Genomic DNA, 17190 nt, shown 5'->3' on the forward strand with positions numbered 1-17190 from the left:
GGGGGCGCGCGCGGCCCGGGGGCCGGGGGCCCCCCCCCGGGACCGGCGCCGCGCCCGACGGCCCCCGCCCCACCCCCGGGGACGGAACCGGCCTCGCACCTGCGAGAACCCCACCACCCCGCCTCCCGCCAACGGCAGCCGCCCCCTAGGATGATCCCGGCGGAGCCACACGGCCCCGCCATCGCCGAGGACGGCGACATGGGAGGAAGCCCGGTGCGATTCCGGCGCGGTCCCGCCACTGTGAACCCCGCGGAGCGACCTCCGCGACCGGGGTGAGTCAGGAACTCCCGCCGTCCTCACTGCCCGGGGCGCGGAAACCCCGAGGAAGGCCTGCCGCCGCATGATCCTGCTGCTGTCGACGTCCGACACCGATCTGCTCAGCGCCCGCGCCGCGACATCGGCGGACGGCCCCGTCCCGTACCGGTTCGCGAACCCCTCCCGCCTTCCCCTCGACGACCTCCCCGACCTCCTCGACGGCGTCGACCTGGTCGTCGTACGCCTCCTCGGCGGCCTCCGCGCCTGGCAGGAGGGCCTCGACCTGCTCCTGGCCCCCGGCCAGACCCGCCCGGTCGTGGTCCTGACCGGCGAACAGGCCCCGGATGCCCAGCTGATGGAGGCCTCCACGGTGCCGATCGGCATCGCGGCCGAGGCCCACGGCTACCTCGCGCACGGCGGCCCCGCCAACCTCGACCAGCTGGCCCGCTTCCTCTCCGACACCGTCCTCCTCACCGGCCACGGCTTCGAGCCGCCCGCCGCCTCCCCCACCTGGGGCCCCCTGGAGCGCACGGCCCGACAGCCCGAAGCCCGGCAGACCGAAGCCCAGCAGCCCGACGCCCCCCAGACGACCGCCCCGCAGACGACCGCCCCGCAGGCCACCGCCCCCAAGGTCGCCGTCCTCTACTACCGCGCCCACCAGATGAGCGGCAACACCGCCTTCGTGCACGCCCTGTGCGACGCCATCGAGGCCCACGGCGCCCAGCCGCTCCCCCTGTACGTCTCCTCCCTCCGCACCCCGGAGCCGGAGCTCCTCGCCGCGCTGGCCGGCGTCGACGCGGTCATCACCACGGTCCTCGCGGCCGGCGGCACCCGCCCCGCCACCGCCTCCGCCGGCGGGGACGACGAGTCCTGGGACGCCGGCGCCCTCGCCTCCCTCGGCGTGCCGATCCTCCAGGCCCTGTGCCTGACCGGATCCCGTACCGCCTGGGAGGACAACGACGAGGGCCTGTCCCCCCTCGACGCCGCCACCCAGGTCGCCGTGCCCGAGTTCGACGGCCGCCTGATCACCGTCCCGTTCTCCTTCAAGGAGCTCGACGAGGACGGCCTGCCCGCCTACGTGGCCGACCCCGAGCGGGCCGCCCGGGTCGCGGGGATCGCCGTACGCCACGCGCGCCTGCGCCACATCGACCGCCGCGACAAGAAGATCGCCCTGGTCCTCTCCGCGTACCCGACCAAGCACTCCCGCATCGGCAACGCGGTCGGCCTGGACACCCCGGCCAGCGCCGTCGAGCTGCTGCGCACCCTCATCGCCGAGGGCTACGACTTCGGTCCCGTACCCGAGATCCCCGGCCTGATCTCGGGCGACGGCGACGAGCTGATCCGCGCCCTGATCGAGGCCGGCGGCCACGACCAGGACTGGCTCACCGAGGAGCAGCTGGCCCGCAACCCGGTCCGCATCCCGGCCGCCGACTACAGGCGCTGGTTCGCCGGCCTCCCCGCCGACCTCCGCGCGAGCGTCGAGGAGCACTGGGGCGAGGCCCCCGGCAACATGTTCGTCGACCGGTCCTCGAACCCCGAGGGCGACATCGTCCTGGCCGCCCTGCGCCGCGGCAACCTGCTCATCCTCATCCAGCCCCCGCGCGGCTTCGGCGAGAACCCGATCGCGATCTACCACGACCCGGACCTGCCGCCCTCGCACCACTACCTGGCCGCGTACCGCTGGATCCAGGCCCGCACCGAGGACGGCGGCTTCGGCGCCGACGCGATGATCCACCTGGGCAAGCACGGCAACCTCGAGTGGCTCCCCGGCAAGAACGCCGGCCTGTCCGCCTCCTGCGCGCCCGACGCGGCCCTCGGCGACCTGCCGCTTATCTACCCGTTCCTGGTGAACGACCCGGGCGAGGGCACGCAGGCCAAGCGTCGCGTGCACGCCACCCTGATCGACCACCTCGTCCCGCCGATGGCGCGCGCGGAGTCGTACGGCGACATCGCCCGCCTGGAACAGCACCTCGACGAGTACGCCCAGATCTCCGCGATGGACCCGGCGAAGCTCCCGGCCATCCGCGCGCAGATCTGGACCCTGATCCAGGCGGCGAAGCTCGACCACGACCTCGGTCTGGCCGAACGCCCCGACGACGACGGCTTCGACGACTTCCTGCTGCACGTCGACGGCTGGCTGTGCGAGGTCAAGGACGCGCAGATCCGCGACGGCCTGCACGTCCTGGGCGGCGCCCCGGCCGGCGAGTCCCGCGTCAACCTGGTCCTCGCCATCCTCCGCGCCCGGCAGATCTGGGGCGGTACGACGGCCCTCCCGGGCCTGCGCGAGGCGCTCGGCCTCGACGAGTCGGCGGCCACCCGTACCTCGGCGGACGCCGTCGAGGAGCAGGCCCGCGCCCTGGTCCAGGCGATGGAGGACGCGAACTGGTCCCCCGACGCTGTGGCCGGGGTCGCGCGGGACCACTCCGCGGACGTCGCGGCGGTGCTGTCGTTCGCGGCCCGCGAGGTGGTACCGCGGCTGGCCGGCACCACGGACGAGATCGCCCACGTCGTCGCGGCCCTGGACGGCTCGTTCATCCCGGCGGGCCCCTCCGGCTCCCCGCTGCGCGGCCTGGTCAACGTCCTCCCGACGGGCCGCAACTTCTACTCGGTGGACCCCAAGGCCGTCCCCTCCCGCCTGGCGTGGGAGACGGGCCAGGCCCTCGCGGAGTCCCTCCTGAACCGCTACCGCACGGACAACGGCGAGTGGCCGGCGTCCGTCGGCCTGTCGCTGTGGGGCACGAGCGCGATGCGCACCGCGGGCGACGACGTGGCGGAGGCGCTGTCCCTGCTCGGCGTCCGCCCGGTCTGGGACGAGGCCTCGCGCCGCGTGACCGGCCTGGAGGCCATCCCCCTCGCCGAGCTGGGCCGCCCGCGCATCGACGTCACCCTGCGCATCTCGGGCTTCTTCCGCGACGCGTTCCCGCACGTCATCGGCCTCCTGGACGACGCGGTCCGGCTGGCGGCGTCCCTGGAGGAGCCGGCGGACCAGAACTTCATCCGCGCCCACGCCCAGGCGGACCTCGCCGTCCACGGCGACGAACGCCGGGCCACCACCCGCATCTTCGGCTCCCGCCCCGGCACCTACGGCGCGGGCATCCTCCAGCTGATCGACTCCCGCGACTGGCGTACGGACGCCGACCTCGCGGAGGTCTACACGGTCTGGGGCGGCTACGCGTACGGCCGCGGCCTGGAGGGCCGCCCGGCCCGCGACGAGATGGAGACGGCCTACAAGCGCATCACGGTGGCCGCGAAGAACACGGACACCCGTGAGCACGACATCGCGGACTCGGACGACTACTTCCAGTACCACGGCGGCATGGTGGCCACCGTCCGCGCCCTGCGCGGCACGGCCCCGGAGGCGTACATCGGCGACTCCACCCGCCCGGAGACCGTCAAGACCCGCACCCTGGTCGAGGAGACCTCGCGCGTCTTCCGCGCCCGCGTCGTGAACCCCAAGTGGATCGAGGCGATGCGCCGCCACGGCTACAAGGGCGCCTTCGAACTCGCGGCGACCGTCGACTACCTCTTCGGCTACGACGCCACCACGGGCGTGGTCGCGGACTGGATGTACGACAAGCTCACGGAGACGTACGTCCTGGACCCGGAGAACCGCGCCTTCCTCGAAGAGGCCAACCCCTGGGCCCTGCACGGCATCGCGGAGCGCCTCCTGGAAGCCGAGTCCCGCGGCATGTGGGAGAAGCCGGACCCGCAGATCCTCGAATCCCTGCGCCAGGTCTACCTGGACACGGAAGGCAACCTGGAAGGCGAAGCGGAGTAGCCCCTTCACACTGGCGGGATGTGCCACTACTGCGGCTGCCGCCAGATCCCGCTGATCAAGGAATTCATCGCGGAACACGAGACGGTGACGAACGCGGCGGGCGACGCCCTCCGCGCCCTGGACACCGGTGACGTCCCGCGCGCCCAGGCCCTGCTCTCGACGATGACGGCCGTCCTCCTCGCCCACTGGAAGGGCGAGGAGGACGGCCTTTTCGCGGTCATGTCCATGGACCCCGAATACGCCCCGTACATCGAGGCCCTGATCTCGGAACACCGCGAGCTGGCAACGTTCCTGGCCCGCGCGGACCTCGCGGACGCCGAGGACGCGGAGCTGTTCCGCCGGTCGACGGCGGACCTCCACCACCACATCGCGAAGGAGGAGGACGGCCTGTTCCCGGCCTCCCTCACGGCCCTCACGGGCGAGGACTGGAACCGCTCCATCCAGGCCTGGCAATCAGCCCACCCCGAGTCCGAACTCCACCCGGCGGGCTGACGCGGGCGTCGGGGCAGGTACACCGGTGTACCGGTGTACCGGTGTACCGAGCACGGTCGACGGTGCAGCCCGCCCCCAACGCATCTCACGTCAACGGCAAGCGGCCGTCATCGGGAAAGAGAACGGCCGCTACCAGCATACCCAGCTACCGCAAGACGCTAGCCATTACCCATCGAGAATGTCCTTATAGAACGCGAGCCGACGCGGATCCCGATCTACGATTTCGAGAATTTCGAGCAGCTCACCGATCGAGTCAGATCCCACAGGCTCGAAAAGTTTGCCATAGATAATCAGGATTCCATCACGGATCGCCGCAACACATTCCGAATAAATGGGCACCAAGGTTGAGTCAGGCTCCCCCTCACACCCGAGGATCCAGCCAATAAGCCAGGAAATTCGCTCGACTTGCGATGAGACTGTCGCCTCGGACAGCAACGCCATGGCCCATGAAGCGATGGCTGGAGCAGGCCCTTGCAAATTGGACTGAATAAATGCATGACCCTCGAGCTGCCTGAAGTCCGACACGGGACCTCCCGCCATCGACTGCATCATCCCAATGAGATGATCAGCTGACTGCCCGCAGCCACATCGGATGGATTTCCAGTCATACCTCTGGACTTCCACAGACGACATACTTGACACTTCAGCAACCCTCCAGCACAGGTTAACCAATCCGACTCTTTAATTCACTACACCATCTGCGAAGGATTCATCAGGATAGTCCAACCTACATTCGTCGCACGGAGCCTTGAATTTTGCTTTATAGACTCCCACTTTCTGCTTACCTACTGTAACTTTCCCCACCCGCTCAGCTTCGAACGCTTTACCGAACCTTACCTTTGTCCAGTCTCCGCCAAGGAGCTGCACGACGATTCCTTCAGCGCAGAACGACCTCCCACATCCAGAGATACCGGGACCGGAGGAAGCGACCGCGAGGTCACCAGTGTCAGTCCGGAACCCGGAAACGTACGCGCGACTTCCCGTAGCCGCACTCCGCTGTTCGACTGCTGCATTGCTGGCCAATCTGGTGCCGCGCGCATTTTGCCCGCCAGGCGTCCAGTTAGCCGGGGCAGGTTCAGTGTAGGCGTAAGCAGGCTTGGCGCCCGCCTTCCCTCGGTCCGTCGTCCCACGAGGAGGCGCTGCAGTGTCCTTAGGCGTGCCCACGCTTGGCTCGCTGGGGGCCGCTTCGTCAGGAGTGGTGTGGGGATCGGCCTTGGCCGGTGGGGGTCCCTGAGTGTTGCCCTTGAGTAGATTCTTGACGCTAGTGAATGCCTCCCCGAAGCTGCCGGCCGCTTTGACAAATCTGAACCCCTTTACCAGGGCTATGGCGAGGCCTGCGCCGCCCTCCGCCAGGGATCCGACGATCCCGCCGATGTAACCCATCTGGTAGTTATCAGAGTTCGGGTCGATTCCGAAGAGCTCGGCGGTCGGGTTCGGACCCCACAGGTTGGGTACGCGGTCCTCGGCGCCAGGCCCCTCGTATCCGGTCCATCCGTTGAAGGTCTCATTGTCACCGTTGTAGATATCGGTGAGGTTGCTGAGGAGCCATCCACCGGGATTGAAGAAGTAGTTCCACCATTCGCTCCCACCACCGAAGACGCCGTCGATAAGACCTGAGAGCGCTTCGCCGATATCAGAAATGCTGAGGAGGCCGGACGGGTCACTCATGTTGACCGGGTCGTTGCTGGCGTAGCTGTAGCCCCCCATCTGGTTGGGGTCGCCGGCCAGGAACACGGGGTCCACGGTGAGAAATCGGCCGAGGGCCGCGTCGTAGTTGCGGGCACCAAGCAAATTGAGGCCGCTGGTGGCGTCAACCGGCTTCCCGAGGTAGCCGCGATTGTCGGCCCACTTGGTCGGTACGCTACCTCGAAGGGCGCCGTACGGGTCGAAAGCACGACGCGTGACAGCGAGCGTCACAGCGTCGACCATCAACTGGGCGGTGCTCTGCCGGGTCGTCGGCTGGTAGGTAACCGTTCCGGTCGATGAGCGGGTGATGCGCGTGCCGTCCGGGTTGGTGAAGTGCCTGAGTCCGCTGACGGTGTTCGTCGACTTGGTGAGGGCCAGTTGCTCCGCACCGGCGAAGAGGTACAGGACATCGCTGTCGGGCGACCTCTGCAGGAGGAGCGCGCCGTCCGCGTCGTAAAGGTAGTCGGCGGTCTGATTGCCTCCACCCGCACCGGCCTTCGGGGTGGTGACGCTTTGCGTACGTCCCTGGGCGTTGTAGGTGAAGGTCTGGGTCGTCGCCGCCGCGCTGCCAACCTGGGTGTCGCGGCCGGTCGTATTGCCCGCCGCATCGTAAAGCGGGGTGAGCGTGGTCGTTCCGTCAGGTCCCGTGGTGGTGACGGACGAGACGGCGTTGGGCTGGGCAGCGGGGGCCACCCCATTGCCCGGGTAGACGCTGTTCTGGGTGACGTTCTTGAGCGGGTTGCCGCCGGTGTCGTGCTTGACCTGCTGCGTACGGTCACCCAGCAGGTTGTACGTAAAGGACTGCCAGTACGGGCTGGGCCCACCGATGGTCGCAGGGGACGGAGTCCGGGTGTTGCATCGGGAGACCTGGCCTGCTGTCGGTGCGGTGAGCCCCTTCGTGTCCGTCCACGCTTGCGCCAGGCGGTTCTGCCCGTCGTAGAGGAAGCACTGGGTGTCCGTGCCGGTGACCGCACCCCCGCTGGACTGAACGTTGGTCGTGCCCGTGAGGTTGCCGGCCTGGTCGTAGGCGTACGTGGTGGCGTCGATCGGGGTCGAGCTGCTTGTCTGCAGGCTGATCGTCGTGCTGGCCGGCCTGCCTGTAGCAGCGTCGTACGTCTGCGCCGTGCGAAGTTGCTTGCCGTAGGCGCCGTAGGTGGACTGGGTAATCTGACCGAGCGGGTTGTAGATGGCCTGGGTCAGGTAGGGCGTGGTTGCGCTACCGGTCTCGGTGACGAGCCCCTGCAGGTTGTAGCCGTAGCCGATGGTCTCGGCCGGCAGGCCGCCGTCGGCCCCAAAGGTCGTGGAGGACAGGAGGCCGACGTTGGGGGTGTACTCCGCCGTTGTCGTGTAGCTCCCGGCGAGCTTGCCCTCCGCGGACGGGATGACGGTCGTCGCGCCCGTGGGTTGGTAGGCGGTCGTGTAGCCATTGATCTTCTTGGTGTAGGCGCGGCCGTTCGCTCCGCCGACGAACCGTGTGGAGGACGTGGGGTAGCCCTTCGCGACGGTGTCGTACGTCCACTCGGCCAGCTTCTTGCCCGGATCGGTGGAACTGGTTCCCTCGTACTCGCCAGACTTACGCCCCAGTCCGTCGTAGGTGTAGGACAGGCTCTTGCCCAGGGAGTCCGTGGCAAGGACCACGCGGCCGAACACGTCGTAGGCGTAGGTGCTGGTTCCGGTGTCGGGGTCGGTCTGTGAAGTCTTCTGACCCAACAGGTCGTACTTGTACGTCCACTTGTTGCCGACGGTGTCGCTGACCGACGCGAGGTTGCCCGCAGGTGTGTACGCGTACGTCGTGGTCGTGTCGGCGACAGCGGCCTTTCCGGCCGTGCCGGAAGTCCAGATACTGACACCTGACGCGTTGTACATCTGCACCGTGGCGTCGGCCTTCACCATGGCATAAGCGCCCGTGGCACCGGCATTACCGCTGCCGGAGGACCACAGCACCGCGCCGGCCGTGCTGACGACGGCCAGGCTCCCATCGGCCCGGACAGCACCGCTCGCACCGAGGTTGCCCGCCGTACCCGAGGACCACAGCACCTTGTTGTTGGCTATCCCGGTCAGGACCAGGTTGCCGTCCGCCTGCATGTTGAGCCGGACGCTACTGGAGGTGACGCTTCTCCCGGACAGGATCGTGGTACCGGCGGTCAACTTCTGGTCCGGGGTCCTGTCCCTGGTCTGGCTGGTCGTCGTCTGTCCCAGGGCGTTGGTCAGAGTCGTTGTGGCCTGTCCGCCCTCGGGCGGCACCGTGGACACGCGGTCCGAGCCGAAGTAGTAGTTGGTCGTCTGCCAGAGCTTGGCTGCTTTCGACCACTGCTCGGCCGCGGTAACGCGGCCCTGGCCGTCGTATACCTGCCTCGTCTGGGACGGCACCGTGTTCTCGGTCTCGACCCATAGGGTGGTGCCGGGATACGTACTGGGATCGGCGTACGTGTCGATACTGGACACCGGCCAGCCGTGACTGTCGTACGACGTGGAGGCGATCAAGCGACCCTTGGAATTGTCCGCGGTCGTCGTCTGCTGCTGACGGACCTGCAGCATTCCGTCGTAGATGGTGACAGACTTTCCGTAACTGCCGTTCTCACGGAGAGTCTCGGTGGTCACCGAGGGCGGGTTGGGGTTGTCACCAGCACCGTTCACCTCGTACGTGAACTTGCGGTCTGGACTCTGCGTGTCCTTGTCCCGGCCCGGCGTCCACACCTCGGTGCGTCGGCCGAGCGCGTCATATGTACTCGTGGTGACGCGGTTGTTCGCGTCTGTGGTCCGCTTCTTCAAGCCGCGCCCGGGCGACAGTTCAGACGTGGACGTCCAGCCGAACGGCTGTGGGTACGTCGTGGTGACCTGCGTGGGCAGCGTCAGCGTGGCGGGTGAGTACGCCGTGGTCGTGGCGTTAGACGCCGCATCGAGCTGCTTCGTCACCCGGCCATAGCCGTCATACGTGACCGCGCCGTTGGTCTGGAAGACCGGATTGCCGGATCCGTCGTACCTCGTCGCAACCTGAACGGCGGTCGTATAGCCGAGCGAGTGTGACTTGCCGTCCGAGGCCCAGGTCTGTCCCAGCTTTCCGTGGGTCCCGGGACTGGTGACGGACCCGTCACCGTCGTAGAAGAACCGCTTTTGGCTCAGTGTGGTGGCGGCGCTCGGAGCGGTGGTGCAGGGCCCGGCAACCGAGATGGTCTCGCTGGGGTACACCAGCATCATCGGGTTGCCCGAAGGCGCGGTCGCGTAGCTGGCGGTGGTGCAGTTCTCCTGGGAGGGTTGGTCGATATCGCCCTTCTCGTTGATCCTGTGGACCCGGCCGAGACTGTCGTACGTGGAGATGTTCTTCGTCGTGCGCCACTTGCCGTTCGACAACAGGTTCGAGGTCCGGTTGGTCACCTCGCCTGCCCTCCGCGCCGTCAGCGCCGGAAGGGTCGACAGCTTGGTGGGAGCCGGCTCCTTCGACGTCCAGGCCGTGCGGGAGCGGCTTGCCGTCTCGGTCGAGACGAGCGGACCGTTGAGCGTCTTGGAGGTGACGTTTCCGCCGGCCTGGGTGTAGACCTGCGTCTCGAGCAGAGCTCCCGCGAGCCAGCTGCTGTCCGGTGACGACTCACCGAGGGAGTTGCTCACGGACACCGAACGCTGGGTGCCGTCCTTCTTGTAGTCGCCGTCCATACCTTGCAGGTAGGTCGACACCGACTGGGTGACGGGATCGGGCGCGACACCCGAAGTCGTGGTGACGGTCCGATAACCGCGGAAGCCGTTCCAGGTCCGGTACTGGTCGTCGGTGAGATCCGAGTCGTCGCGATGCCATGCCGCACCGCCGCCGTACTCGAATTTGGTCACCTTGGCAGGGGACCCCGCCTTGGTGAGGTCGCTGTTGACCACCTCGGTGACCAACGTCTTCACGAACCAGTCCTCCACGGGATCCGCAGCACCCGGCGGGTACCAGTAGGCCTGGTAGCAGGCCATGGTGTTCTCGTCGGCCGCCGTCGGCATGGTGTTCCGGGCCCGCGAGCACTCGGGATCCCGGTACTTGACAGAGAGGGACTCGCCCGTCTCGGTCCGGATACTGGAGATTCGCGGGTGGTACAGCGGAGGCGCTGCGGGGGTCAGCCCGTCGACACGGTTGTCCATCTCGATACCGGTAAAGGTGACCGGGTCCATCGCAATGGGCTTGGTGCCGCCGGCGCTGGTGTCGAGTCCGGTGTGCTGGATGGAGGACAACCACATGATCGATTGCAGAAGCCCGGCGTTCTTCGGGTCCCCGGTGAGCCCAGTTACCGGGTCGATGACCCCACCGGCGTCGGAAAAGACATGCGTCAGGGTGTACCTGTCGACGTCCTGCCAGCCCGTACCGGTCTTGACCTGAGTGGTGATGTCTTTGAGGCGATGGGTTGACCAGAACGTCGGCGACCCGACCTTGCAGACGTCGTCACCCTCTCCCTTCGTCTTGTAAGAGGAGGGGCAGTTGATGTCGTAGGGAACGTCCGGCCAGTTGCTCGCCGTGTCCGACGTCAGGTTCTCGGCCTTGCACACGGTGTCGGAGGTCGTGCACCGCTGCTTGGTATCGAAGCTGATGCGCGCGGCGGGATCGTTTCCCGCGGTGGCGTCCGCAAGCTTGTAGCCGTAGGAGATGCGGGTGAGGTAGCCCGAGCGGGTGTACTCGGTCAGGATGCCGCCTTCACCGTCCTTGGCAACCGGCCCGAGCCCCATGTTGTAGAAGTTCGCCTCGGTGGCGTAATCGTACCGCTGGACGTTCCCACTCGGGTCGACGACGAAGTCCAGGTTGAAGCGGTAGCCGAGCTGCTTGTCGCACTGGGATGCGTTGCCCTTGGCGGAGCTGTGGCAGGGATCACCGGACTTCGGGTGATAGACCGGTATGCCCCAGGCACTGTTGGTCGCACTGTCCGCGGTCGTACCCGGAGTGTGGTTGAGGCCTAGGTAGTAGGCGGTGCCATCGGTCGTGGTGACCTTGAAGTACTCGCCCTCCCAGAGCCCGTTCGAAGCGCCGGTCAAACGTTCGATCTTCGTGCCGTCGTCCGACTGAAGGTGGTAGTCCCCGCCGCTGTCACGCACCAGCTCGCCGGTGTGCGCACCGAGAGACAGCGTTGCGTTGAAGCCCGCCCAGCACTGATCACCCGAGTCGTCGATCCCAGCCTGCTTGCAGGGCTTGTAAGCACGCTCGATAAAACCCGGGGTGTAGCCCCAGCCATCGCCGATCCACGACGACTGCGAGTTGCGCGCCGAAGTCTTGCCATCGATGGACTGCGAGTTGTAGCCCAGTGCCACCGAGGGGCCCTTGCCGCCCAAAGACGGCGGAACCGCGATCGGGTAGTTGTACGTGAAGGCGCCAGAAGCCGATTGGGTCCAGGACCCCGAGGTGGACAGCGAGGTAGCCCCGTAGTCGCCCTGCGAACCACCCGTATCAGCTACCGCTGCGACCGCGACGGACTGGACCTGCGCCCCCGCAGCCTGCAGCCTGGATGCCTTCGCCAGAGCCGCGTCCTTGAACGCCACGGCACCGCCTGGCACATCGACATCTGCGGTCACCCGCTGAGCTACCGGGTCGTTGACGGTCCTGAGCGGACTCTGCACACGACACGCCGCAACGTGCGGAGTGGTCAGGGCACAGCCGGGCATCTGCACCAAGTGCAGCCGGGAAGCCCAGCCGCCACCGAACGCGTTCGCCAGCGAGCCGTAGTCCAAGCCGACAGAAACGCGCTCGCCGGCGGTCTTGCCGTCCGCCCTCGAGAGCCCCACGAGCAGGCCGTTCACGTTTGCCGACTGGGCCTGCTGGCGGCTGGCGCTTTCCACTCGGACGGAGGTTGCGCCTCCAGTAGGTGCGGACACACTCATGCGGGCCACACCCGCCTGGGGCCGCTCATCCGAAGCTGCCGGTGCGATCCACACCGGCGACGTACCGGCCCGGACCGGCGCTGCCGCAGCGGGCGCGACCGAACCCGGCGTGTTCATCGGCCCTACACGTGCAGCGCTGCCAAGCTGCGTTGCCGCGCTGCCCACCACCACGGTCGCGGAGCTGGGCGCAGGCCACTTTGGCGCCTTCGACGCATGCGCCCGCAGCTCACGCGCACCTTTGGGCACACTGAGCAGCGCCTGCTCCGCGGCACTGGCCGCAGGGCGCCCTTTCACTACGGGCAGCGTGGGCAGCTTGCCGTCTTCCCACGCCTTCCCCGTATAGCGGTACCCACCGACAGTCTCAGCACTCGCTTGCGGCACGATCAGTGACATCGCCGCCGCCACCGCCGTGATGACGAACGCGTACCGTCCCCACCCCTTGCCGGGCAAGCCGGCAGACCTTCGCGTTGAAAAACGCACCTTGACAGTCCCCACCCCAAGTGCGCGACCCCGAAGGGCCGTACAGAAGCAGGGCCATGACCGACCCTGCAAGATCAAAGAAACCGTATTGCTACAAACGTACGACCGCAATAACCTTTCGGCGCGCCACCCCGGAGGCAAACTCGGCCACTTTGTCCATATATGGACCACCCCAGGGTCAGGCGGTCGCCGACCTGACCGCCAGAATGAAGCATTCAGGTCGGCCCTTCGGGGGGTGGAGCCCAGTCATCCACCGTGGATCGTGACCAGAAATTTATAGTACGCAAAAGCGATATGTGGGGGGAAACCACGAATGCAGATGAAAATCGATCGGCGGCAGGGCCTCAGACGCACGTCCGGCCTGCTCGTCATAATCGGACTGGCCCTCGGAGCCCCAGGAGGCGCCGTTGCCGCCGCTGCTCGGCCTGCCGCAACGCCGGGCACTCCGGCTGCCGCGCCCCATGCACAGCTCAGCCCGGTCCAGAGCGCACTCAAGCGGGCGAAGGCCGACGGAAAGCCAGTGCCCGTCAGCACGCTCACGACGCCGACGGATGAGACCTTCGCACAGCCGAACGGGTCTCTCAGTAGGACCAGTTACCTCAAGCCTGTCCGTGTCCACAAGGGCGGCTCGTGGACCGCCCTTGACGCCACCCTCGGACCGAACGCGGACGGCACGTACAGCCCGCGGGCCACCCCTTCGGGAGTCACACTGTCCGGCGGCGGTACAGGTCCGCTCGCCAGGCTCGTGAACGGCGACGGCCGTCACCTGAACCTCTCCTTTCCTGTCGCCCTCCCACGCCCTCAGGTCACCAAGAACACCGCGTTGTACCGTGACGTCTTCCCCGGGGTCGACCTCCAGACATCAGTGAGCGAGCAGGGGGCGTTCAGCGAGGTCCTCATCGTCCGGAGCGCGGAGGCGGCAGCGAACCCCGCCATCCAGAACCTACGGCTCGCGACAGAGACACAGGGTCTGACCGTCGGCAAGGATTCCGCAGGCAACCTGACTGCGACGGCTCCTGACGGGGCGTTGGTCTACACGAGCGCCACTCCTCTGATGTGGGACTCCAAGACACCCAGCGCAGCTCCTGCCGGGTCGACGGAGAAGTCGGCTGCGAGCCGCTCGGCGGCAGCCGGCCAGGCGGGCGCGAGCACATCGGCACCTGCTACCCCCGCTGCAGGCCACCAGTCCTCAGCCGAGAGCCCCGGGGCAGGAGCGCAAGTAGCCACGGTGGGTCTGACCACCACACATGAGGCTCTGACGCTGACCCCTGACCTCGGCCTGCTGACTGGGCCGAACACCACCTACCCCGTCTACATCGACCCAGTGGTCAACCCGGTGAGCTCCCAGACGGGCCACTATGCCCAGACCATGGAAGGCTGCCCCAACTCCTCAACGTACGACAGCCCTCAGGACTGGGGCGAGGGAGTGGGCTACCAGCAGTACACCGCAAACTGCTTCGGTATGGAGGAGTCCTACTTCGAGATCAACACGAGCGCTCTCAGCCCTGAGATGGTGATCTCCAGCTCCACGCTCTACCTGACCGAGACCTACGGGGCCGACCACGGCTGCTCCAACGAATGGCCGGTTACTCTCAAGTGGACGCACGGGATCAGTAGCAGCACGACGTGGCGCACCCGGCCGGCCCCCATCTCGAACCTCGGCACGCGAAGCGTCTCCAGCGCCAGCCCTGTCTCCAGCTGTGGGTACAAGAACCTGAACTTCGACGTTGTCGGTCAGATCCGGCAGGTCGCCGCCGCCGGCGACGACACCTGGACCTTCGGCCTGTTCGGTGACAGCCGGAAGACCACTGCGAACCTCGGATTCATGCGCTTCAGCACCAATCCGTACCTCGTGACGGTCTTCGACATTCCGCCCCACGCGCCGGATCTGGTAACGACGACTCCGGAGTCAGCGAACCCGAACACCTCGGCCTGTCTCGACGGAACGCCGGGGTGGATCGGTGCGACCTCCACGACCGACGGCAAGAGCAACATCTCGCTCAATGCCCGGCTGACTTCTCCGATGCAGGGAGTGAATCTCCAGGGCATCTACACGGTCTGGGACAACATGAAGAACAACGGAAGCGGAGGAGCCGCCACGGTGTCTTCGCCCAGGAGCTCCTGGGTGGCTTCCGGCACCGTGGCCCGTACCAACATAGGCATCGCCGTGACGGACGGACACAAGTACGGCTGGGGCGTCAAAGCAACGGACGGCACCTTGGAAGGCCCGTGGACGTCCGACTGCAATTTCATGGTCGACCTCACGCCTCCCACCCCCGTCGCCTTCGGTGACTCCGCCGCCTACCCCCCAATCGCTAGCGGCCGCAAGCCCACCGCTCACGCGGGCGACACCGGCATCACCATTCCCGTGACGAGCAAGGACACCATCCCGACGGGATGCGAACTCAACCCATGCCTCAGGAGCGGCATCCGACGCATCGAATACTCCCTCGACACCCCTGTCCCGCCGGTCGGTGCTCAGTCGATCGCAGTCACCCCCGATGCCAATGGCTCCGTCACCGCGAACGTCCCGATCAACCTCACCGCCCAGCAATGGGGCAGTCACACGTTGTACGTCCAGGCCGTAGACGGCGCGAACAACGCCAGGCCCTCCTCCTACAGCTTCTACGCCCCTTGGAACCCGACCGCTCAGGTAGCGGCTGGCGACGTCACCGGTGACGGACTCCAGGACATGTTGAGGCCAGACCCGAGCGGCAATCTGCTGCTCATCCCCGGGAATTCCGACCCGGCCTCCACACCGGCCACCGCGTCGACCCCCGATTCCAGCCCCGATGGAACGAGTTGGGAAAACTACCTCGTAACCCATCGCGGAAGCCTGAGTCAGTCCGGCGTGGACGACATTTTCACTTACAACAAGACGACGCGACAGCTCTACGTCTACCGCAACGACGCCGCACACAACGGCACACCTGGACACTTCTCCCTTACACAGGGCGTCATGTCCATCACCACCAAGCCAGCCTGCAACCCTGCGGCCACGTGCACGGGATACGTCACCAACTGGTCAAAGGTCACACAGCTCCTGGCTCCGGGAAGCTTCGACAACACCCTCGGACTACCTGACCTGATCACCATTGAAGACGGTCGCCTCTGGTACTACCCGGGCGCCTCGTCAGGCAACACCCGCCTTGGCCAAGGCATGCTTCTGGGATCAGGGGACTGGTCGAACACGACCCTGGTCGCGCCGGGCAAAGTCGGCGGCACTCCCACTCTGTGGGCACGGGACGACGCGTCCGGCAGGCTCTACAGCTATCCGCTGCAGTTCAACGCAGGCGGCATCCCCACCAAGGACTTGCTCCCGCCGAAGGCTCAGTCGGCTGCCGCCGCCATCGCCACTGTGGACCCGGTCGCCTATCCCTACGTGGGCTCCCACGGTGACGTCAACGGTGACCACGCGGCCGACCTGTGGGCAGTCAGCGCCGATCAGCAGCTCATGGCCTTCGTCGGGAATGCAGCCGGCACGGGATTCGCTCCCACGCCGGTCTCCGTGGGCAACCTCAACAAGCCGACCGCGCAGTGGAAACTCGCCAGTCAGAGCAACAACATCACTCCGAGTGCGGTCGGCAACTACCCGGCCACCACAGCGGGAGTCTCCTTCCTGAACGAGAGCATCGGCGGTCGCCACACGCCCTATGCCTCCTTCTCGGGCCCCGGCTCGACCATCACCACCACCAGCACGGTTATCGATACCCGCAGCAGCTTCACCATCAGCACCTGGGCAAAGGCGACCGAAGCAGGCAGCGTCGTCCTCAGCCAGGATGGCACCCGATTCAGTTCCGTGCTCCTCTACCCGGACCCCTACCAGAGCTCATGGCGCTTCGCTCTCGCCAATCGTGAGAGCAACGACTGGCCGTTCGACATGACCACGCATAACAGCAGCGCTGCTCCGGTCGTGCTCAACGCGTGGACGCGGCTCACTGCTGTCTACGACGCAGGCACTGGCCGGATGAGTCTTTACGTCAATGGCGTCCTCGCAGGTAGCGGCCACCACAAGGCTGCCGACAGTCCCACTCCGACCGGTCCACTCACCCTCGGCAGATTCCGAGCCAACGGGGCGCTCAACAGCAGCGGCTTCAAGGGGGGCATCAGCAACCTTGCCGTCTACCCCTACGCGGCGCCCGTCACCGCCCCCAGCTCGACCAGCGCCATCATCCTGGCCGCCGCCGCCAACAACTGTGCCGACAACGACTGGAACCTCGCCGTCAACGGCAACAAGATTCAGATCGCGGGCTGCAACGGCACCGAAGCCCAGAAGTTCCAGATCCACAAGGATGGCACTATCCGCATCCAAGCGAAGTGCCTCGACGCCACCAACGCCGGCACGACGAATGGCACGCTCATCATGCTCATGACCTGCAATGAGGGTGGAAACCAGCAATTCATCCCCCGAGCCGACGGCAGCATCCACAACCCGGTCTCCGGGCGCTGCATCGACCTCGGCGACTTCGACACAACGCCCGGGCGCCAGCTCTGGCTCTACGACTGCAACGGCAGCGACGCCCAACGCTGGACCATTCCCGCCTTGAGTACGGCCCCCCTTCCGACACCCAACCCTTAGCATCCCGCCATAGTCGGCAGGGCTCCCGCCCACGAAGCGGGAGTTCCCCTGCCGACCATGGCGCCCCGACCAAGCAGAGGGGGGG

The 17190-nt window shown here is 66.9% G+C and carries 5 protein-coding genes and 1 riboswitch; of the genes, 3 read left to right on the top strand and 2 right to left on the bottom strand.

Annotated elements, in window-relative coordinates; all coding sequences use genetic code 11:
* The first annotated feature begins 202 nt into the window (after positions 1-202).
* A riboswitch (cobalamin riboswitch) is annotated at positions 203-287 on the top strand.
* 53 nt (positions 288-340) lie between these two features.
* The gene (gene cobN / locus ACFWP3_RS14860) at positions 341-4033 is read left to right on the top strand and encodes a cobaltochelatase subunit CobN (RefSeq protein ID WP_384220467.1); all 3693 of its coding nucleotides are present in this window, start codon (positions 341-343) and stop codon (positions 4031-4033) included.
* Between the two features lie 18 nt (positions 4034-4051).
* A complete protein-coding gene (locus ACFWP3_RS14865) occupies positions 4052-4525 on the top strand; it encodes a hemerythrin domain-containing protein (protein WP_384220469.1) in 474 nt (157 codons plus the stop codon).
* A 165-nt stretch (positions 4526-4690) separates the two neighbouring features.
* On the opposite strand, the gene ACFWP3_RS14870 is transcribed toward ACFWP3_RS14865, so the two are convergent.
* Entirely contained in the window at positions 4691-5050 is a 360-nt protein-coding gene (locus ACFWP3_RS14870) for a hypothetical protein (protein ID WP_384220472.1), read from the bottom strand.
* A gap of 156 nt (positions 5051-5206) precedes the next feature.
* Positions 5207-12496 (bottom strand): RHS repeat-associated core domain-containing protein, encoded by a 7290-nt coding sequence (locus ACFWP3_RS14875; RefSeq protein WP_384220474.1) that lies wholly within the window; start codon positions 12494-12496, stop codon positions 5207-5209.
* Between the two features lie 343 nt (positions 12497-12839).
* Between ACFWP3_RS14875 and ACFWP3_RS14880 the strand changes: the two genes are divergently transcribed.
* Entirely contained in the window at positions 12840-17105 is a 4266-nt protein-coding gene (locus ACFWP3_RS14880) for a ricin-type beta-trefoil lectin domain protein (RefSeq protein WP_384220476.1), read from the top strand.
* Positions 17106-17190: the final 85 nt, after the last annotated feature.

It is taken from the genome of Streptomyces sp. NPDC058525, from assembly GCF_042719495.1.
In the GTDB taxonomy this organism is placed as follows: domain Bacteria; phylum Actinomycetota; class Actinomycetes; order Streptomycetales; family Streptomycetaceae; genus Streptomyces.